General features: G+C 43.2%; 18 protein-coding genes, 1 other RNA gene and 1 other annotated feature. Of the genes, 3 read left to right on the top strand and 16 right to left on the bottom strand.

The window, feature by feature from the left end:
* Positions 1 to 22: 22 nt before the first annotated feature.
* From recD2 to cymR, 5 genes are all read right to left on the bottom strand, one after another.
* Positions 23 to 2,407, bottom strand: coding sequence for an SF1B family DNA helicase RecD2 (gene recD2 / locus M1E09_RS05960; protein ID WP_456273933.1), 2,385 nt, complete (start codon positions 2,405 to 2,407; stop codon positions 23 to 25).
* A gap of 23 nt (positions 2,408 to 2,430) precedes the next feature.
* Complete coding sequence (locus tag M1E09_RS05955; protein WP_456273932.1) at positions 2,431 to 3,096, bottom strand: tetratricopeptide repeat protein; 666 nt, start codon at positions 3,094 to 3,096, stop codon at positions 2,431 to 2,433.
* A gap of 155 nt (positions 3,097 to 3,251) precedes the next feature.
* Positions 3,252 to 4,367, bottom strand: a complete 1,116-nt coding sequence (gene mnmA, locus M1E09_RS05950) for a tRNA 2-thiouridine(34) synthase MnmA (RefSeq protein WP_456273931.1) — start codon at positions 4,365 to 4,367, stop codon at positions 3,252 to 3,254.
* A gap of 157 nt (positions 4,368 to 4,524) precedes the next feature.
* Complete coding sequence (locus tag M1E09_RS05945) at positions 4,525 to 5,667, bottom strand: cysteine desulfurase family protein (protein WP_456273930.1); 1,143 nt, start codon at positions 5,665 to 5,667, stop codon at positions 4,525 to 4,527.
* Between the two features lie 14 nt (positions 5,668 to 5,681).
* Positions 5,682 to 6,101, bottom strand: coding sequence for a cysteine metabolism transcriptional regulator CymR (cymR, locus tag M1E09_RS05940; RefSeq protein ID WP_409251471.1), 420 nt, complete (start codon positions 6,099 to 6,101; stop codon positions 5,682 to 5,684).
* A 213-nt stretch (positions 6,102 to 6,314) separates the two neighbouring features.
* Between cymR and M1E09_RS05935 the strand changes: the two genes are divergently transcribed.
* Positions 6,315 to 7,580, top strand: coding sequence for a replication-associated recombination protein A (locus M1E09_RS05935; RefSeq protein ID WP_456274914.1), 1,266 nt, complete (start codon positions 6,315 to 6,317; stop codon positions 7,578 to 7,580).
* Between the two features lie 57 nt (positions 7,581 to 7,637).
* Here the strand turns inward: M1E09_RS05935 and M1E09_RS05930 are convergent, their stop codons facing one another.
* The 5 genes from M1E09_RS05930 to M1E09_RS05910 are packed head-to-tail and all read right to left on the bottom strand — an operon-like array spanning position 7,638 to position 11,361.
* Positions 7,638 to 8,591 carry an ABC transporter permease gene (locus M1E09_RS05930; RefSeq protein ID WP_456273929.1) on the bottom strand — a complete coding sequence of 318 codons (954 nt, stop codon included), beginning with the start codon at positions 8,589 to 8,591 and terminating at the stop codon, positions 7,638 to 7,640.
* The gene (locus tag M1E09_RS05925; protein ID WP_456273928.1) at positions 8,584 to 9,510 is read right to left on the bottom strand and encodes an ABC transporter ATP-binding protein; all 927 of its coding nucleotides are present in this window, start codon (positions 9,508 to 9,510) and stop codon (positions 8,584 to 8,586) included. The genes M1E09_RS05930 and M1E09_RS05925 overlap by 8 nt, the downstream gene beginning before the upstream one ends.
* A complete protein-coding gene (locus tag M1E09_RS05920; RefSeq protein WP_456274913.1) occupies positions 9,507 to 10,217 on the bottom strand; it encodes an ABC transporter ATP-binding protein in 711 nt (236 codons plus the stop codon). Before M1E09_RS05920 ends, M1E09_RS05925 begins: the two co-directional genes overlap by 4 nt.
* Entirely contained in the window at positions 10,217 to 10,594 is a 378-nt protein-coding gene (locus M1E09_RS05915) for a GntR family transcriptional regulator (protein ID WP_456273927.1), read from the bottom strand. Before M1E09_RS05915 ends, M1E09_RS05920 begins: the two co-directional genes overlap by 1 nt.
* 2 nt (positions 10,595 to 10,596) lie before the next feature.
* The gene (locus M1E09_RS05910; protein ID WP_456273926.1) at positions 10,597 to 11,361 is read right to left on the bottom strand and encodes a hypothetical protein; all 765 of its coding nucleotides are present in this window, start codon (positions 11,359 to 11,361) and stop codon (positions 10,597 to 10,599) included.
* A 235-nt stretch (positions 11,362 to 11,596) separates the two neighbouring features.
* Between M1E09_RS05910 and M1E09_RS05905 the strand changes: the two genes are divergently transcribed.
* Entirely contained in the window at positions 11,597 to 12,049 is a 453-nt protein-coding gene (locus M1E09_RS05905) for a hypothetical protein (RefSeq protein WP_456273925.1), read from the top strand.
* Between the two features lie 61 nt (positions 12,050 to 12,110).
* Here M1E09_RS05905 and M1E09_RS05900 read toward each other — a convergent pair whose 3' ends face one another.
* From M1E09_RS05900 to M1E09_RS05880, 5 genes are all read right to left on the bottom strand, one after another.
* Positions 12,111 to 12,875: a tRNA threonylcarbamoyladenosine dehydratase gene (locus M1E09_RS05900; protein ID WP_456273924.1), complete on the bottom strand. Its 765-nt coding sequence runs from the start codon at positions 12,873 to 12,875 to the stop codon at positions 12,111 to 12,113.
* Between the two features lie 390 nt (positions 12,876 to 13,265).
* A non-coding RNA gene (gene ssrS, locus M1E09_RS05895) (6S RNA) lies at positions 13,266 to 13,455 on the bottom strand.
* 62 nt (positions 13,456 to 13,517) lie between these two features.
* The gene (gene aspS / locus M1E09_RS05890) at positions 13,518 to 15,284 is read right to left on the bottom strand and encodes an aspartate--tRNA ligase (RefSeq protein ID WP_456273923.1); all 1,767 of its coding nucleotides are present in this window, start codon (positions 15,282 to 15,284) and stop codon (positions 13,518 to 13,520) included.
* A 14-nt stretch (positions 15,285 to 15,298) separates the two neighbouring features.
* The gene (hisS, locus tag M1E09_RS05885; protein WP_456273922.1) at positions 15,299 to 16,570 is read right to left on the bottom strand and encodes a histidine--tRNA ligase; all 1,272 of its coding nucleotides are present in this window, start codon (positions 16,568 to 16,570) and stop codon (positions 15,299 to 15,301) included.
* Positions 16,571 to 16,667: 97 nt separating this feature from the next.
* Positions 16,668 to 16,897, bottom strand: a binding site (T-box leader).
* 67 nt (positions 16,898 to 16,964) lie between these two features.
* Complete coding sequence (locus tag M1E09_RS05880) at positions 16,965 to 17,141, bottom strand: RNA polymerase subunit sigma-70 (protein WP_456273921.1); 177 nt, start codon at positions 17,139 to 17,141, stop codon at positions 16,965 to 16,967.
* Between the two features lie 141 nt (positions 17,142 to 17,282).
* Between M1E09_RS05880 and M1E09_RS05875 the strand changes: the two genes are divergently transcribed.
* On the top strand, positions 17,283 to 19,013 hold the full coding sequence (locus tag M1E09_RS05875; protein WP_456273920.1) for an SH3 domain-containing protein: 1,731 nt from the start codon (positions 17,283 to 17,285) through the stop codon (positions 19,011 to 19,013).
* A 234-nt stretch (positions 19,014 to 19,247) separates the two neighbouring features.
* On the opposite strand, the gene dtd is transcribed toward M1E09_RS05875, so the two are convergent.
* The gene (dtd, locus tag M1E09_RS05870) at positions 19,248 to 19,688 is read right to left on the bottom strand and encodes a D-aminoacyl-tRNA deacylase (protein ID WP_456273919.1); all 441 of its coding nucleotides are present in this window, start codon (positions 19,686 to 19,688) and stop codon (positions 19,248 to 19,250) included.
* Positions 19,689 to 19,694: the final 6 nt, after the last annotated feature.

Below are 19,694 nucleotides of genomic sequence, written 5' to 3'. Positions count from 1 at the left end.
GATACTAATAGAGTTCGCCACTTCACATAAAATCATAAGGTGTAACGTTTTCCATTCCAATCATCGGGTCGGCTTGGAACATTGCTTCAAATTTGTTTTCCGGCTGCTTTTCATCAATTGGGACTGCCTCTTGATTGTTCGTCCCCTTGAGCTTGTCATACAATGTTGTCAGCCTTTGGACATCCTCTTCTCTTTCAACACCTATTTTTAGTGCCTGCTCTTCCCCGCATAGAATCAAGGCGTTTCTGCTTCTTGTTATCGCTGTATATAGCAGATTCCTCCGCAGCATCCTGAAATAACTTTTTACGACGGGAAGGATGACAATCGGAAATTCGCTTCCTTGCGATTTATGGATGGAACAGCAGTAAGCAAGCGTGATTTGATTCAATTCCTGTCTGGTGTAGGTTACTTCATTTCCTTCAAAGGAAACGACAACCATATCTTGTTTTTCGGTATTTTCCTTTGCATAAAAAATCGAGATGACTTCACCGATATCCCCGTTAAATACATTGCTTTCAGGCTGATTGACCAGCTGCAATACTTTATCTCCAATCCGGTACTTGGTATCGCCAAAGGCAATCTCTTTTCGGGAGCCATCATTGCTGTTAAAGATTTCCTGTAGCATGACATTCAACTTGTCGATTCCAGCCGGACCTCTGTACATCGGGGCGAGAACCTGGATATCCTTTGCGCTGTAACCTTTTGTCTTAGCATTGGTGACCACTTTTTCTATAACTTCTGCAATCTGGGAGGTTGTACATTTTATAAAGGAGCGGTCCCTTTGAGGCTGAAGCAGATTGGACGGAAGCCTCCCTTCCTTCATTTCATGCGCCATTTCGATGATCGAGGAACCCTCCTCCTGCCGGTATATATCTGTCAAACGCACTGTCGGTATCTCTTCAGACTTCAAAAGGTCTTTCAATACCTGTCCCGGGCCTACAGAAGGCAGCTGGTCTTCATCCCCAACAAGGATGACCTGGATATCATCAGGAAGGGCTTTGAACAACTGATGGGCAAGCCAAGTATCAACCATGGACATTTCATCCACAATCAACAACTTCCCCTGGATCGACCTGTCCTCATCATAGTCAAAGCTGTCTGTCCCATTCCAGCCTAATAGCCGGTGAATCGTCCCCGCAGGAAGCCCCGTCGATTCCGTCATCCTTTTAGCCGCTCTCCCGGTTGGAGCTGCCAACAGGACCGGAAACGGTTCGTCTTTATACTGCTTCGGATCGAGAGAACATCCATGAAGTTCTGCGTAAAGCTCGACGATCCCTTTGATAACGGTTGTTTTCCCTGTCCCCGGACCGCCTGTCAGGAGCATCATCGGCGACATTAACGCAGTCTCAATCGCTTCCTTTTGAGTCGGGGCATACTGAACGTTGAGCCTTTCTTCGAGTCCGCCAAGGGCCATAAGAAATTCAGACTGAGGAAACTGGTCTTTGTATTGGTCTTGAGAAAGAAGTCTTTCAATATTAGTGACAATCCCTTTTTCCGAAAAATAAAGGGAAGGCAAATACACCCGTTTTTCTTCTCCGATGACTTTGCCTTCTTCTTGCAGCTTAATGACTTCTCGAGAAATATCCTCAAAACTGATTCTTTCACTTTGGCTCTTTTCAAGCAGGGACTTGACATTTGTCAGCAGAGTTTCTGCTTCGAGATACACATGGCCTTCCTGAAGGCAATTCTGTTCGAGGGTATAAAGGCAGGCAGCTTTGATACGGTCAGGATGGCTGCCGGTAATGCCTAATTTGCTGCCGAGTTCATCCGCTCTTCCGAAACCGATCCCCTCAATATCTTCCACCAGCTTATACGGATTTTTTTGTAGTATTTCAAGTGCCTGCTCCTTGTATGCCTGATAAATCTTCATCGAAATTTGCGGACCAAACCCAAAGGTATTCAGGCTGATCATCACTCTTTCAAGCCCCTGGTGTTCCACTAGTGAGTCATAAAGAGTCTTTGCCTTATCAGGTGGGAGCTTAGGAATATCATCAAGGAGGGTTGGAGTCTCCAGGATTTTGCTGATCGCATTTTCTCCGAGCTGTTCTACAATTTTCTCAGCGGTTTTCTTGCCGATTCCTTTGAATAGCTCACTTGAAAGGTAATCGACGATTCCTTGCTTAGTCTGGGGGATTTCTTTTTTAAAGCGCTCGGCATGGAATTGCATGCCGAACTTAGGGTGATCCTTGAATGCTCCATGAAAGATATAAGTTTCCTGTTCATGAATCTTTGGGAAGTGTCCTGTAATGACTGCTTCCTTATCTTCATACTCCGCATTCGTCTTCTCGACCCTGATTCTGATGACAGAATAAAGATTGCTTTCATTATGAAAGATGGTGACAAGATGTTTGCCTTTTACATATATTTCATTTTCATCAAAAAGTTCTAACGAGTCTTGCCTGCTCATTTAGAAACCCCCTTGTTTCTAAGTTAATTCTCTTCTTTTAACTGGTCGATCATTTTCAATCCGTATCCTGCAAGCATATGGTCAGGCTGAACATCAAGTGCTTTCTCAAAACAGCTCCTTGCTTTCTCTGCATCGTCTGCATACCCTGCATAGGCAACTCCCAGATTATAATAAGCATCCGCATGAGCAGGATCTTGTTCCACTACAATTTCGAGTTGTTCAATCGCTTCTTTATATGCCTCTGTCTTTGCCAGGCACAGGCCATATTGAAAGCGTGCATCGGTATCCTCTTCATTAAGCTCTACACTTCTCATCAGGTATGGAAGAGCAAGTTTCGGCTGCTCCAGGTTCACAAGACAGATGCCAAGCATAAAAAAGACATCCTCATTTTCCAACCCTTTTTTGATCGCCGTTTCGAAGGCTTCTTTTGCTGCGTCAAAGTTTTCTCCATTGAAATAAAGATTGCCCAGTGAATAATAAGCCGAAGCGGCTTCTGAATCAAGAGAGATCGCTCTTTTCAGGAATTTCTCCGCCTTTTCGTTCTCTCCCACAGAAAGCAATACGTTCCCAAAGTTTATGTATGCGACCGGATCTGTTGGATTTTCTTCAATAGCCTCTGTAAAAAACTTAACAGCTTCCTCCATTTTTCCTTCTTGAAGCAGCTGAATTCCTTTTAAATTTTTATCCATTTCTGTACACCTCTTGTTTGTTGTTTTATGTATTATGTCATTTACGATTGTCTTCCTTATTCTGTCCCTAGTATATCATAACTGCTTATCTTCCTATGAAAACCAAGCTAAAAATAAAAGGTTAATCAGATATACATCTGATTAACCTTTTGATATCAGCCGACGAAATCAAGTTTCTTTTCATCTTTGAAAATTTCATCGATCGTTCCTCCGCCAAGGCATTCATCTCCGTTATAAAAGACAACGGCTTGTCCTGGTGTTACCGCCCTGACAGGTTCTTTAAAGATCACTCTTGCGTTTCCGCCCTCAAGCAGTTCAACCTTCACTGCGTGGTCTTCCTGGCGATAACGGAACTTCGCTGTGCACTCAAAATCTTCAGGCTTGGCAGCAGCAGAGGTCCAGTTAATATCGACAGCTGAAATTGAGTCAGAATATAGGGCAGGATGATCAAATCCTTGCTCCACAAAAAGAACATTCTTATCGAGGTCCTTACCGATTACGAACCACGGTTCGCCTGCTCCGCCGATTCCAAGTCCCTGGCGCTGGCCGATCGTATAATACATCAACCCGTCATGTCTGCCTTTTACTTCTCCGCTCAGTGTTTCCATATTCCCAGGCTGTGCAGGAAGATAGTTGCTTAAGAACTCTTTGAAGTTACGTTCGCCGATAAAGCAAATACCTGTGCTGTCTTTCTTGGCCGCAGTTGCAAGCCCGGCTTCTTTGGCGATTTCCCTTACCTTTTTCTTATCGATGGAACCGATCGGGAACATGACTTTTTCAAGCTGAACTTGTCCCAATTGGTTGAGGAAATAAGTCTGGTCCTTATTGGAGTCTTTCCCGCGAAGCATCTTGTACTCGCCATAACGGTATTCCACTTGGGCATAATGGCCGGTAGCCAGGTAATCGGCTCCCAATTTCAAAGCATGCTCCAAGAAAGCCTTGAACTTGATTTCTTTATTGCACATTACGTCAGGATTCGGTGTCCGCCCTGCTTTATATTCATCCAGGAAATAGGTGAAAACCTTATCCCAATACTGTTTCTCAAAGTTTACGGCATAATAGGGGATTCCAATCTGGTTACAGACTCTGATGACATCCTCATAATCTTCGGTTGCCGTACAAACTCCATTTTCGTCGGTGTCATCCCAGTTCTTCATGAATATCCCGATGACATCATATCCTTGTTCTTTCAACAGCAGTGCTGCGACGGAGGAATCCACCCCTCCTGACATGCCGACGACCACTCTTGTATCTTTTGGGTCCTTTTTCACGAAAGGCACCTCCTTTTCATGTTCGTATAGGCTCTGGCTAAGAGATTTGCAGAGCCTTGTATAAAAACAGTAATAAACTGTTCAGGTAGCCATGTTGTAAAACAATAGAAAGATTTTAATACAAAGTGAACCGCGTGACAAGAATTTAAGCTTTTCCTTATTTTCTCAGGCGGTTGACTATCCTGGCAACTTCTTTGCCGGCCTTCATCACGTCTTCTTCTGTATTATTGATGCCGAAGCTGAAACGGATTGAGTTGCGCAGCCGTTCTGAGTCTTTGCAGTACATCGCAAGCAGGACATGAGAAGGTTCAATTGAACCCGCCGTACAGGCAGACCCGCTGGACACTGCGATGCCCGCAAGATCCAGGTTAACAAGCATAGACTCTACATCCGTTCCGGGAAAGCTGAGATTTACTATATGGGGAAGTGTATCCTCCAATGTACCGTTGGAGTAGAATTCAATCTTTTCTTCTTTTAAAATTTCAATCAGCTTGTTTTTAAGATGAGTATATTTAGCCGTCTTTTCTTCCATTTCTTCCTGGGAGAGCTTGATTGCTTCAGCCATACCAATTAGAGATGGAAGGTTTTCGGTCCCCGCTCGTCTTTTCCTCTCTTGTTCTCCCCCGAAAATTTTCGCTTCAAGAGGTACATCTTTCCGGACATAGAGAAAGCCTGTTCCTTTTGGCCCGTTAATTTTATGAGCTGAAACGGAAAGAAGGTCGATTTTTTCTGTTTGTACATCAATTTTTTTCATCCCGTAAGCTTGTACAGCATCGGTATGGAGCAGAATATTTCGGCTTCGGAGCAGTTCGCCTATTTCTGAAATGGGCTGAATCGTTCCTACTTCATTATTACCATACATGATGCTGACGAGAATGGTGTCTTCTCTTAAGGCAGCTTCCACGTCTTTAAGGGAAACCGCCCCGTTTTCATCTACCGGCAAATAGGTTACATCAAAACCTTCCTTCTCTAGCTGGCCGCATGTATGCAGGACAGCATGGTGCTCAATAGCCGAAGTAATTATGTGCTTGCCTTTGTGTTTCAGGGCATGGGCCGTACCGGAAATGGCCAGGTTATCAGCCTCTGTGCCACCGCTGGTGAAAATGATTTCATTAAAATGGGCCCCGATACTTTTGGCCGCTTCCATTCTTGCACTGTCCAGCTTATGCCTCGCTTCTCTTCCTGAAGAATGGATCGAAGAGGGGTTGCCGTATATCCCCTTCATAGCATCTGTCATGACATCAACTACGCGGTGATCCATTGGGGAGGTTGCCGCGTGGTCAAGGTAAATCGTCTTCATTTTCATTCCTCCCATTAAATATAAAACATGTAGGCATCTGATTCGCCTTCATCTGTATAGCTTGCCAAATCTTCAATAGTTGTATTATCCAATACTTCCTTAACCGCGTCACGGATTCTCATCCATAATTCCCGCTTGGCCGGTTCTTCATCTTCGATTCCTTCTACAGGCGAAATCGGCCCTTCCAGGATCCTGATAATATCGCCGGCAGTAATCTGGGAAGGCTCATTCCCAAGAACATACCCGCCGTAGGCACCCCTGATGCTTTTCACCAATCCGGCATTCCGAAGAGGTGCAACAAGCTGCTCCAGATAGTGTTCCGATAAGTTTTGAGCCTTGGCAATCGACTTTAATGATGTCGGCCCTTCTCCATGCCGTTTTGCCAGCTCAATCATGATTGTAAGACCATAGCGTCCCTTTGTAGAAATCTTCATAGTTTTCGCCCCTCAATCCTAATCTATCTTTATAAAAAGAAAATTTAATATAGATTATCCCTATTCCTTTAGTAACTTTTGTCATTATAGCATAATCCACTGATACTGTTAAAAACCCTTTAACTCCAAAGGGCCTCTTCTTTTAAAATATGGCTTGGATATGATAAATTAGTAAAATAATGAGAACGCCAGTTTGGAGAGATGAAAATGAGTATCAAACCGTTGGCCTTTCGAATGAGACCGCGAACAATAAACGATGTCATCGGCCAGGAGCATCTGGTAGGGGAAGGTAAGATCATTGACAGAATGGTAAAAGCAAAGCAGCTTTCTTCGATGATTTTATATGGCCCTCCCGGAATAGGCAAAACGTCGATTGCCAGCGCAATAGCCGGAAGCACGAACTATGCCTTCAGAACCTTGAATGCCGTCACCAACAATAAAAAAGATATCGCAGTGGTCGCTGAAGAAGCTAAGATGTCAGGAAAAGTCATTCTGCTTCTCGATGAAGTCCATCGGCTCGACAAAGCCAAGCAGGATTTCCTTCTACCTTACTTGGAAAATGGAATGATTACATTGATTGGGGCTACAACAAGCAATCCCTATCATGCCATCAACCCTGCCATCCGCTCACGCTGCCAGATTTTTGAACTAAAGCCCCTTTCTGTCGAGAACATGAAGAAGGCATTAGAAAAAGCGGTGAACGATGAGGAACGAGGACTTGGAAAACAAAAGATTTCCATCAGTGAAGAAGCCTTGCTTCACTTCGCCCAAGCCAGCAATGGCGATGTCAGAAGTTCTTTAAATGCTTTGGAACTGGCGGCTTTGTCAACTGAAGCTGATGATGACGGAACCATTAATATCAATGTAGAAATTGCGGAGGAATGCCTGCAGAAAAAAAGCTTTTCCCATGACAAAGACGGAGATGCCCATTATGACGTATTGAGCGGTTTCCAAAAATCGATCAGGGGAAGCGATGTTAATGCTGCTCTGCATTATCTTGGCAGGCTGGTCGAAGCGGGTGATCTTCCAAGCATCTCAAGAAGACTGCTCGTCATTGCCTATGAAGATATCGGCCTGGCCAGTCCTCAAGCCGGCCCCCGGACTTTGGCTGCCGTCGAAACGGCTGAGAAAATCGGTTTTCCTGAAGCCAGGATTCCCTTAGCGAATGCTGTGATCGAACTGTGCTTATCTCCAAAGTCTAATTCTGCCATCAGTGCAATCGATGCCGCCTTGAAGGATATCAGAAGCGGAAGAAATGGCGAGGTGCCTGCCCATTTGAAGGATGCCCACTATGCCGGTGCAAAAGAACTGGGCAGAGGGATTGAATATAAGTTTCCCCACGACTATCCTTCCGGCTGGGTCAAACAGCAATACCTGCCCGATACATTGAAAAAAGCCAGATACTATGAACCGAAAGATACAGGGAAGTTTGAGTCTGCCATTGCACAGGTTTATAAAAAGATTATGAGCCAGAAATGACTAAAAAGAGAGGGAAATCGCATTTGTGCGTTACCCTCTCTTTTTTGTGGCTTCCTTTTAAGCTGCTACATCCCTTTTGTTAAACACTACAAAAGCAAGAATGTGGAAAATAACAAAATAAACAATTAAAACCGTGATGGAAAACCCTAAAGTCATTCCCTCTACAAGCGGCGGCATGGCCCCTGTGTACATGGTTAGATCAGTATTGGCGAATAGACTGTATTTCGCCCAATCGTACTTCATTGAAATAAAAGTAGTCGCTGTACCTCCCATGAACAATAAGAATAATGATATACCAATGGCAAGTGAGCTGTTTCTAAATACAGCCGATATCATAAAGGCCATAGTTGCCATCATTGTAATTAAGATTGTTTTTAACAGATAGTTTTTGACTATATAGAAGACCATGTTCTGTTCTTCTACAGCTCCATCAACATAAACCAGATGAGGCTGGCCGTCCCCTGTGCCAAACAGGATGGCCCCCACAATACTTGATAGAATGAACAAAAGCAATAACATTGTGACTCCATAAAGAATTACGGTAATATATTTGGACAGCAGAATCTTTGTTCGAGAGATTGGCCTGATTAACAATAACTTGATTGTTCCCCATGTGAATTCACTGGCAACAATACCTGCTGCTACTATAATGACAAACAGGCCGACCAGATCTACAAAATTGGCGTTGAAATTCACAAAGGACCACATATTCTCACCCTGTGCAGGTGCAATATTATTTTCCAGCCTGTATTCATTAATGGCAATATTGCTTTCTATTGAGTTTTGTTGAAAATCAGCCATCTCTTGGGTTTCATCCAAATACTTCTTATCCATTTCAACCTGTGTCTGCAATTCCTGCTTCCAGTCTCTCTCCGTTGCATCCTCAGTATTACCTGTAAACTTCATGACAGAACCGATACCGATGACAAGGATAAAAAGCAATCCGATCATCACATACGTTCCTGGCCTGCTGAATATTTTGATCCATTCATTCTTTATTAAATTAAACATGGGATGCTTCCCCCTTTTCATTCGTTATTTCCAGGAAGCGGTCTTCCAGCGTCTTGGCAACCGGAACCACGGAGTAGATGTCAATATTGCGTTGAACAAGAGTGCTTATTAATTGCGGGACTTGTTCTTTTGTCAGTGCCACCTGCAACTTTCCTTCAATGGCTTGATGCTGAAGATCCGGGAATGCTTCTGCTATGATGGCGGAAACAGCATCCCCGTCGGTAACTTCCAGCTGATACACCTGTTCATTTCCTTGGACGAATTCTTTCACCTGTTGTACATCCACAAGCTTTCCTTTCTGGATGATGCCGATTCTGTCACACATCATTTCCATTTCAGATAGCAAGTGGCTTGAAACGATGACAGCCATGCCATTTTCCGCTGCAAGGCGGCGAATATAGTCGCGGATCTCCCTGATTCCTGCAGGATCCAGACCGTTAGTCGGTTCATCAAGGATCAGGACTTTTGGGTTATGAAGGAGACATTGTGCGATCCCCAATCTTTGTCTCATCCCCAGTGAATACGTTTTTACTTTATCGTGAATCCGGTCAGTCAGCCCGACCAATTCCACCACTTCTTTAATTCTTTCCTCGGTAATGCCTTTGTGCATCCTTGCAAAGTGCTGAAGGTTCTTATATCCGGAGAGGAATTTATATAACTCAGGATTTTCGACGATGGCTCCAATATCCCTGATTGCTCCTTCAAAGTTGCTTTTTACGCTGATACCGTTCACCACGATATCGCCTTCACTGATGCCCATCAATCCTACTATCATCCGGATTGTGGTTGTTTTCCCCGCACCGTTTGGTCCAAGAAATCCAAAAACTTCTCCCTCTTGTACACCAAATGACAATGAATCAATGATTCGTTTGCCTTTGATCACCTTCGAAACATTGTTAAGTTCCAATACTGTTTTCAATTCTCTTCCCCCTGAGCTTTTGTATTTGTTTTGAGCCATTCCATTACTGACAGCCCATGATGCTCACGTAATTCTTCAACCTGGCAGTGATTTAAGACAATTCCATCCTGAAGGATATATGCCTCATCAAGGATGGCCTCAATGTCATTAATTTCATGTGTCGCAATAATGACTGTTTGTGATTCAAAATCAATAAACGAAAGCAGGCTTTTCACAATTGAATCCCTTACCATGGGGTCCAATCCAGAAAACGGTTCATCCAGCAATATCAACTCGGTTTTCCTCGAAAGCACTAGCACAAGTTTCAGCCGCCCTCTTTTTCCTTTTGAAAGCTGTTTGATTTTCATCTTTGGCTGAAGTTCCATAAATTCTAAGAGCTCCTGGGATTTGTCCCGCCTGAAATCGTCAAACTGGGAATCATAAAAATCAATCATATTTTCGACTGTGAAAGAGTCATAGAACATATCAAGTTCGGTGAGATACCCCACTTTCCCAGATGCCCTTCGAGTGACTTCTTTCCCATTGATCGTTGCTTTTCCAGCAGAAGGGGAGACAAGGCCTGCAAGGATTTTAAGCGTGGTGGATTTCCCGCTCCCATTCGGACCAAGGATGCCATAAATCTTCCCTTTTTCAAAGTTGAGGTCTGCATCTTTTAAAGCGTATATGTCTCCAATTTTTTTGGTAACCTTGCTCAATTGTGCAGTCATCATTCTTCACCGCCATCTTCTTTTAAAAATGAGGTAAGATCTTTCAGCATCTTCTCTTGAGATATACCCAGCTCACTCATACTTTTGACAAATTGATCCATCATTTCTCTCTGCACCTTATTCTTCATTTCAAGAAACAAATCCTCTTTTTCTGTTACGAAGGTCCCCTGCCCTCTTTTGGTTTCCACCACTTCCATCCTCTCCAATTCACTATATGTTCTTTGAATTGTATTTGGATTCACTCCGGACTTCACCGCCATTTCCCTGACAGACGGCAGTTTTTCACCAGGAGCAAGCTCCTTCCTGACTATACTGTGTATGATTTTATCGGCAATCTGCAGATAAATCGGTTTTGCTGCTTTAAATTGATCTGCCATAGCTAAACCTCTACCTTGCGTTCAAGGATCCAGCTTGCCGCCAGAAACAGGATGACCGTTATCACTGCATAAATGAGAAAAGGGATTACAGAAAGATGAATGAATTCACTACCGGTATCAAAAGTTCCCTGGCCCGCCTCAATAAAAAAAGAGCCCCTTACCTTGATTGTCCATAAATCGGTGAATTTTCTAAACCAATCCAGTCTCATAACCAGCGAAGAAATCACTTGATAAAGGATGAAGATGAATATCAGAATGAACCACCGGAATTTTTTCAGAATCGATGACTTTGCCAGTCCATAATAGGTCGTCCAGTAAAATAGGACCCAGCTGGAAAAATAAACAGCACTTGATGTAACAGCCAAATTGAAAAAGATGCTTTCCTTCCAAGGTAAAAATAATATTTCTCCCTCCTGCCATCCAAGACTGCTGACTCCAAGTAAATCAACGAGGAGAAGCGAAAGCACAGAATAACTAAGTACAACGATTACCTTAGAGAGCAAAAGCTTCCAACTTTCTTGTGTCGTGTACAGCCATAATTGTGTTCTTCCCTCTATCATCAGAAGGCTGAGGAGTATTAACGGCATAAACCCTAAATGAGCCACACCTTCCATAAAAACAATGAAAACAGAAATTTCAGGATAGCCGAAATATCCTGCCAGACTTACACCCACAATATAAACAAACAGCAGAAGGGCAAGCCAGCCGAAAAACCAGAACCGTGAAATGCTGTAATCTTTCCAAAGCAATCCTTTAAATGCCTTCATATGAACCTCCTGTCATAGTGTTCTAGTTAGATAGTACACTGTTACACGCAAGGAAGTCAACAAGGAATTCTGATTTCTATTCTGTGTCCAAGCCGAATATGTACTCCTTCACTTTTCATCAAGTTGGATACCTGATTTTTCTAGTGGCAGCGCCGGATAGGCTCATTCCTTTTTCACATACTAATTTAAAGTAATCTATAGCACAGCCGGCATAGACCTTTCAGGAGGTGTTACTATGAAAACTGCTGCTGTTAAAAGTAAAAAATGGACCCCTGAAGAAGAAATGACCTTAACCGAAACCGTAATACAGTGTTTGAATGATGGAAAAACTCTAAAAGAGGCATTTGAAGAAACTGCACAGTCTATAGGACGAACTCCAGGGGCTTGCGGTTTCAGATGGAACAATAAATTAAGAAAAAATTTACAAATAGCAAATGATGAGATGGAACCAGCACCCATGTCTGCCGAAAGGGAGTTAACCCTTGGAGACTGTATTTCTTTCTTGAAGAACTACAATAATGAAGAAGAAATACCAAGGGAAAATAAGAGGCTGAAAGCGGAGCAGGCTGAACTTCTAAAGAGGTTACAAAAAGCAGAAAATGTCTTTATGTCACTAAAGAGCAATTACAAGAAGCTCCTGGATACTGTAAAAGCCGTACCGGAGTTACATGCAAATATTCGTGACTAACGTATTGTGAATCTTTTTAACTCAATGAAATGATAAAAAAAGCTGCCCGCGGGCAGCTTTTTTAAGAGTCTTTCACTCGTTTAATTTCAATGGAAGATAACAGCTCATTGATTACATAACTTGCCGCTATCAGACCGGCTACTGATGGCACAAAGGCATTGGAGGATGGCGGAATCTTTGCTTTCCGGATCTTTGCATCCTCTTTGCCGACTTCCTGCCTGATATCTTCTCTGATCACAATAGGGCTTTCATCTGAGAAGATGACCTTAACTCCTTTTCGGATGCCCTCTTTCCTCAAACGTGTACGAATCACTTTTGCTATTGGATCGGTATGTGTTTTGGAGATATCTTCGATCATGAAACGGGTTGGGTCAGTTTTGTTGGCAGCCCCCATCGAAGAAATCAAAGGAATATCCCTGTTCAGGCACTCTTTCATCAGATGGATTTTATATGAAATCGTATCGGAAGCATCCACTACAAAGTCCAGTCCGTAACTGAAGAATTCTTCATATGTCTCTTCTGTATAGAACATTTTCAAAGAAATGACTTCACATTCAGGGTTAATATCTTTAATCCGTTCCTTCATCAGATCGGCTTTCGGTTTGCCGACAGTTGATAGAAGAGCGTGAAGCTGTCTGTTTATGTTCGTAATATCAACGTCATCTTTATCAACCAGGATGAGACGCCCTACTCCTGAACGCGCAAGAGCTTCAGCAGCAAAAGAACCTACACCGCCGATACCGAGAACGGCAACTGTACTGTTTTTTAAAATATCCAATCCTTCTTTTCCGATTGCTAATTCGTTTCGTGAAAACTGGTGCAGCATTAAATCATCTCCGTTATATCGAGTTTCTATGTTTGATTACTGAATAAGAATAAACGATGGGCCGCTTTAATGCAACCTATCCTATAGGAATAATATTTTCACTTTCCTTTTAATAATATCCCATTTCTAATTTTCTAATTAGATTGATTTCCGCTCCAATCCCCTGATAAAAACCGCCACTTGAATCACCAAAAGAAAATCCAATGATTCAATAAACGGTTAAACACAGCATGATAACAATAGCTCAGCATAATAATGGTTAATTTACAGATGTTTCACGTGTTGAAATAACCTTCTTATCTCATCACTTTATATACATTTTACCCTGAGAGGATGTAAAAAAACCCCTTGCCTATGCAAGGGGTTTAAAAATTCAATATAGTGGTTTAACAAAGTCCCAATCGTGCCGTCGCTGAGATTCCATCGTTTTGAACCCGCTCTCAGCAGGTGGGTGTCCTGTTTCAGGTTTTATTAGTCCTCTGAGCCAGAGGCATTAACGCCGCTTGAAAACGTGAGACTCCCGTAGATAGAAATGTTCGGTCAAAACTAATAGGTAAAACAACGAACACATCAGGACTTTGTTAAGCTGTTGTTAAGATAATATCACAATTATCCGTTAATTTCAATTTATACTGATAGGTATTATTCACCAGTTTTCAGGCTTAGGCCCAATTCATCCAGCTGAGCTGTATTTACTTCACTTGGAGCTTCTGTCAGCAGGTCGCTTGCACTCGCTGTTTTAGGGAATGCAATCGTGTCTCTTAAGTTGCTGCGCCCCGCAAGAAGCATCACCAGGCGGTCAAGTCCGAGCGCAATACCTCCATGAGGAGGGGTACCATATTCAAATGCTTCCAATAGGAATCCAAATTGTTCCTGCGCTTCTTCTTTGGAGAACCCAAGCACCTGGAACATTTTCTCTTGAACATCACGTTCATAAATCCTCAGAGATCCCCCGCCCAGTTCATATCCGTTTAAGACAAGGTCATAAGCTTGTGCACGAACTTGTGCAGGATCTGTTTCAAGCATATCAACTTCGCTTCTAACCGGCATTGTAAATGGATGATGGGCTGCATAATAACGGCCATCCTCCTCGTCGTACTCAAGAAGCGGCCAATCTGTCACCCACAAGAAGTTGAATTTTGTTTCATCGATCAATCCTAATTCTTTTCCTAGTTTCAGTCTTAATGCACCTAATGCATCGGCAACCACTGATTTTTTATCAGCAACAAATAACAGAAGGTCACCCTGCTCCGCGGAAGCATATTCTCTCAGCCCGGATTGTTCCTCAGGGGAAAAGAATTTAGAAATCGGACCTTTAAGCTCAGCTTCTTCCACCTTCATCCACGCAAGGCCTTTGGCTCCATAACGGCTTGTGAATTCAGTCAAGCCGTCAATGTCCTTGCGCGAATACTTCTCTGCTCCGCCTTTAACATTGATCAATTTAACTTCTCCGCCGTTTGCCACAGTGCTGGCAAATACTTTAAAGCCTGAATCTTTCACAGACTCAGAAACATCTACAAGTTCCATCGCAAAACGGGTATCCGGTTTATCTGAACCATAGCGGCTCATTGCTTCCTGGTAAGTCATGCGAGGAAAGGCTTCAGTGATTTCCATATCCTTAACATCTTTCATCAGTTTTTGCATCATTTTTTCAACAAGGGCGATAATTTCTTCTTGATCCATAAAGCTCATTTCGATATCGACTTGGGTAAATTCCGGCTGGCGGTCAGCACGTAAATCTTCATCACGGAAACAGCGGGCGATTTGATAATAGCGGTCAAAGCCGGATACCATCAATAGCTGCTTGAAGATCTGCGGTGACTGCGGCAATGCATAGAATTCTCCAGGATGGACCCTGCTCGGCACAAGGTAGTCACGTGCGCCTTCCGGAGTGCTTTTCGTCAGGATCGGCGTTTCTACATCCAGGAAGTCATGCTCACTTAAAAAGTCGCGGAAAGACTTGGTTACATTGCTTCTCATTTGGAACGTATCCAGCATCGCTTTTCTTCTTAAGTCAAGGTATCGATACTTCAAGCGGAGTTCCTCGGAAACTTCTTTTCCCTCTCCGATGACAAATGGAGGTGTCTTGGCTTCGTTGATGATTTCCACATCTTCAGCGTGAACTTCGATTTTGCCTGTCTTTAAGTTTTCATTAACCGTTCCTTCTTCTCTTGCAGAAACTACACCGGTTACAGAAAGAACGAATTCGTTCCTGATTTTTTCGGCTGCTGCCAAAGCCTCACTGGATGTTTCTGGATTGAACACAATTTGTACAATGCCTTTCCTGTCACGCAAATCGATGAATATCAATCCGCCCAAATCTCTTCGCTTTTGTACCCAACCTTTTAATGTCACTTTTTCACCGACGAACTTCTCGGTCACTTCTCCACAATATACTGTCCGTTTCATCTTGCTACTCCTCCTTAACCGCGATACTTTTTAACTTCTTCTACAAACGATTCTAAATCAATCTGATGCTGCTCTCCTGTACTCATGTCTTTAAGATTGATTTTGTTTTCTTTCAGTTCATCTTCACCTAGTACAGCTACAAGCTTAGCGTTCATTCTGTCGGCTGATTTGAACTGTGTTTTGATCTTGCGGTCCAGGTAATCTTTTTCGGCAGACAATCCTGCTTGGCGCAGCTGGTGCAAAAGCTTCACAGAGTGATCTTTTGCTTCTTCTCCCATTGTGACAATATAACAATCCAATTCTTGCTGGACAGGGAGTTCCACACCCTCAGCCTCAAGAGCTGACAGCAGCCGTTCAATACTGAATGCAAATCCGATTCCCGGTGTTTGCGGACCACCGATCATTTCTACAAGACCATTGTAGCGTCCGCCTCCGCATAATGTGGTGATAGCTCCAAAGCCTTCTGCTTTACTCATGATTTCAAAGGCAGTGTGATTGTAATAATCGAGCCCTCTGACCAATGTCGGATCTACCTCGAAAGAAATGTCCATTGCTTCCAAGTACTGTTGAACTTTTTCAAAATAACTTTTCGATTCTTCATTCAGAAAGTCCAATATTGATGGAGCCGTCTTCATCAGTTCATGATCCCGGTCCTTTTTACAATCAAGTATTCTTAATGGATTTTTCTCAAGTCGATTCTGGCAGTCACTGCAAAATTCCCCTATCCGAGGCTCGAAGTGGGAAATCAGCGCTTCACGGTGTTTGATTCTGCTTTCATTATCACCGAGTGTATTAATGACCAGCTTAAGCTCTTTTAGCCCCAATTGTTTATATATTTGCATGGCAATTGAGATAACCTCTGCATCCATGGATGGATCTTCACTTCCTAAAGCTTCGATTCCAAACTGGACAAATTGGCGGTAACGTCCTGCCTGTGGTCTCTCATAGCGGAACATCGGGCCGGTATAATACAACTTGACAGGCTGATTGGCTGCCCCGAACATTTTATTTTCCACATATGACCTGACAACAGAAGCGGTACCTTCAGGTCTTAATGCCAGGCTTCTTCCTCCCAGGTCTTCGAACACATACATCTCTTTTTGAACAATATCTGTTGTGTCTCCTACTCCACGTAAAAATAATTCACTGGATTCAAAAATCGGAGTCCTGATTTCTTCGTATTGATAGTTTCGGCAGATATCAGCTGCGGTCTTTTCAACATACTGCCATTTCACTGCGTCAGCGGGCAATATATCCTGTGTTCCTCGAGGAATTTTAATAGACATGGTAAATCCCCTTTCCCTGTTCTTTCTAAAAATAATAAATTATCGGCAGGCCCATTCAATCCAAAAACAAATAAAAAAAGCCCCCATCCCTTGATAAACAAGGGACGAGAGCTTTTGGATTCCCGTGGTGCCACCCTAATTGAAGCAATTTCTGCTTCCACTTAGCCAGTTAACGCCTGGAACGTCCCTGCCTTGGAGATAGTTCGTTCAGCAGGAAGCCTCCGGAGTGTTCATTCACTAAACCAGTATGCAGAAATGCTTTCAGCCGCGGCACTTCCTCTCTTTACACCTGAAATTTTAGCTACTGTGCTCCATCAATGGTTATCTTTTTTAGATATTTTATTTCTATAATAATACGTATGGCAAACTAAGATGTCAAGAGGATTGGCAAAAATTATGAACGTTCCATTTTCTTTTTTAACTGGCGCACTCCCGCTAACGTCAAACCGAATTCGGAAGCCAATTCAAAACTGTCAGCATTCTTTTCTTTTTCCAAGAAACTATGGAAGTTCACTCCAAATAACTGATTTTCGCCATTTGAGCTGATCAATCCTTTTTCACTCGCCCTCATGCATATCATCCTTTCCTGTCATGTTGTTACATATCATTTCCATTAGGGAGAAATTTCTTTCATCTAAAAGGATTTTTCTTATTTGCGGAGAATTATTCTATAGACAATAAGAGGGCAATGTCCCTTCAACAGGTGGTGTAGATGATCAAAAAAAGACTTCATTATTATGTAATCATTTTTCTGCTGGTACTAAGCGTACTGCCCTCCTCCCACATGAACAAAGCAGCCGCGAAAGGGGATTCCATCATCATCAATACACAGACCTTGAATGTCAGAAAAGGTCCAGGGCTTAGTTTTCCCGTCACAGCACAAGTCCATAAAGGTGATGAATTTAAGTCTGTGGGAAGTGAGGGAGACTGGTTTAAGATCCAACTGAATTCCTCCGATACCGGATGGGTCGCAAACTGGCTGGTTTCCAAAAAGACACAGCCTTCAGTAAAGAAAGGGGTTGTAACTGATAACGGACTCCGCTTGAGGGAAGGGCCCGGAACCAGCCAGCCTGTCATCGATACATTGGCAAAAGGGCAGGAGGTTCAAATCAACAACAGTGACGGAGGCTGGTATGAGGTGTCAGTCGGCAGCACAAGAGGCTGGGTACATAAGGATTATATCAGCACCGGCAGTTCTCCTGAGAAAAAGAGTGAACCTGCTGTAACAGGAGAGCAAGGCACCGGCGTCGCTACTGTCAATTCGTTGAATGTCAGAAGTTCAGGCAGTTTGAATGGCAGTATTATCGGCAAGTTGAACAAAGGCAGCAGAGTCACCATTACTGGCAGCGCTCCAGGCTGGTACCGAATCCAATTTGGAAACAATGAAGGCTGGACAAGCAGCCAATATATCGAGAAATCGGGCGCGGCTGTCCAGAGCAGCAAAGCATCCTATGGAAAAGTCACTGTCCATTCTCTCAACCTGAGGGATAAGGCAGGACTGAGCGGCAGCGTTACCGGCTCAGTCAAGAAAGGGGAAGTCTATCAGATTCTGGAAGAAAAGAACAACTGGTATAAACTTTCTCTCAAAGGCGGAAAAACCGGGTGGGCTGCCGGGTGGTATATTGAGAAAACAATTGGAGAAGAATATACCTCGGCTGAACCAGTGAGTGGTGAAGGCGAAGTACAGATCCTTTATAACGGCACGAATTTAAGGGGCTCAGCTTCTACTGATGGCTCAATTGTCGCAAGAGCCTTTTCCGGCGACACATTTCCTATTAAAAGAAAAACCGGTGACTGGTATGAAATTTCTCTTAAGAATGGGCAATCTGCATATGTAGCAGGCTGGATCGTTTCGGTAAAAGGAGAAAGCAGTTCATCGCCTGTATCTAATAGAAAAAGCGCCGGTTTAAAAGGAAAAACAGTAGTGATTGATCCCGGCCATGGAGGCCATGACAGCGGAACCACCGGTTATAGAGGCACACTTGAAAAAGAACTGACGCTATCCACTTCCCAGCTTTTATATGAACTCCTGAGAAATGCAGGAGCCAATGTGGTATTAACCAGGAGTGATGATACTTATTCACCATTGAATTCAAGGGTTGCGATTGCTCATTACTATGACAGCGATGCATTTATCAGCATCCATTATGACAGCATAAATGATTCTTCAATCAAAGGCTACACAGCCTATTATTATCATGACTATCAGAAAAAATTATCGAAGTCTGTGTTAAACAGGCTGTCAGAAACGCTTTCATCCAGGAACAGAGGAGTTAAGCAAGGAGACTACCATGTTATAAGGGAAAACAAGCAGCCTGCCGTGCTGCTGGAACTGGGTTATCTCAGTAATCCTTCAGAAGAAGCTTTAGTCAACACAAACAGTTTTCAGGATATGGCAGCAAGAAGCATTTATAATGGATTGACAGATTATTTCTCTAATTAAAAAGCGCACGCGCACCGCTCAGCGGCGTACAGATTGGAGGGCTCTCGTATGAGATAAAGGAATCACGAAGAGCTGCAGCGATTCGATGATGACTTATCGCAAGAAGAGAGACCGAAATCTGCTAGTCGTTGGGGCGCTAGAGCTGGATTCAGAACCATAACCCTCATACAAATATTTTCTTATATTCAAAAAGGCTGAAGATAGTTTCGACTATCTTCAGCCTTTTTCAATTCACTATTTACTCTCAACAATCAAAGTGACCGGTCCATCGTTGGTCAGTTTGACATCCATCATGCTGCCGAAAACACCGGTCGCTACAGAAATACCTTTTTGCCTCAGTACCTCATTGAAATAATTGTATATGTTCTCAGCATGTGAAGGTTTTGCAGCATCCATAAAATTCGGCCGTCTTCCTTTCCGGCAGTCCCCGTATAAAGTGAACTGAGAAACGGAAAGAATCTGGCCTTCGACATCTAAAAGGGAACGGTTCATCTTACCCTCTTCATCTTCGAAGACGCGGAGGTTTATTATTTTATCAGCAAGCCAATCCGCTTCCTTTTCAGTATCTTCATGAGTAATGCCGACCAGCAGCACAAAACCTGAATCGATTTTGCCGCTGATTTCTCCATCAACGGTGACGGATGCTTCACGGCTTCTTTGCAATACAACTTTCATTTATAA

Source organism: Bacillus sp. AK031, from assembly GCF_053903065.1.
This window is presented reverse-complemented; position numbering and strand designations above follow the sequence as displayed.

Coding starts and splice junctions, on each gene's coding strand:
- M1E09_RS05905 (WP_456273925.1), top strand. CDS start 11,597: ATGAAAACTGCTGCTGTTAAAAGTAAAAAATGGACCCCTGAAGAAGAA.
- dtd (WP_456273919.1), bottom strand. CDS start 19,688: ATGAAAGTTGTATTGCAAAGAAGCCGTGAAGCATCCGTCACCGTTGAT.
- recD2 (WP_456273933.1), bottom strand. CDS start 2,407: ATGAGCAGGCAAGACTCGTTAGAACTTTTTGATGAAAATGAAATATAT.
- M1E09_RS05930 (WP_456273929.1), bottom strand. CDS start 8,591: ATGTTTAATTTAATAAAGAATGAATGGATCAAAATATTCAGCAGGCCA.
- M1E09_RS05875 (WP_456273920.1), top strand. CDS start 17,283: ATGATCAAAAAAAGACTTCATTATTATGTAATCATTTTTCTGCTGGTA.
- M1E09_RS05910 (WP_456273926.1), bottom strand. CDS start 11,361: ATGAAGGCATTTAAAGGATTGCTTTGGAAAGATTACAGCATTTCACGG.
- cymR (WP_409251471.1), bottom strand. CDS start 6,101: ATGAAGATTTCTACAAAGGGACGCTATGGTCTTACAATCATGATTGAG.
- M1E09_RS05880 (WP_456273921.1), bottom strand. CDS start 17,141: ATGAGGGCGAGTGAAAAAGGATTGATCAGCTCAAATGGCGAAAATCAG.
- M1E09_RS05920 (WP_456274913.1), bottom strand. CDS start 10,217: ATGACTGCACAATTGAGCAAGGTTACCAAAAAAATTGGAGACATATAC.
- aspS (WP_456273923.1), bottom strand. CDS start 15,284: ATGAAACGGACAGTATATTGTGGAGAAGTGACCGAGAAGTTCGTCGGT.
- hisS (WP_456273922.1), bottom strand. CDS start 16,570: ATGTCTATTAAAATTCCTCGAGGAACACAGGATATATTGCCCGCTGAC.
- M1E09_RS05955 (WP_456273932.1), bottom strand. CDS start 3,096: ATGGATAAAAATTTAAAAGGAATTCAGCTGCTTCAAGAAGGAAAAATG.
- M1E09_RS05945 (WP_456273930.1), bottom strand. CDS start 5,667: ATGAAGACGATTTACCTTGACCACGCGGCAACCTCCCCAATGGATCAC.
- M1E09_RS05900 (WP_456273924.1), bottom strand. CDS start 12,875: ATGCTGCACCAGTTTTCACGAAACGAATTAGCAATCGGAAAAGAAGGA.
- M1E09_RS05915 (WP_456273927.1), bottom strand. CDS start 10,594: ATGGCAGATCAATTTAAAGCAGCAAAACCGATTTATCTGCAGATTGCC.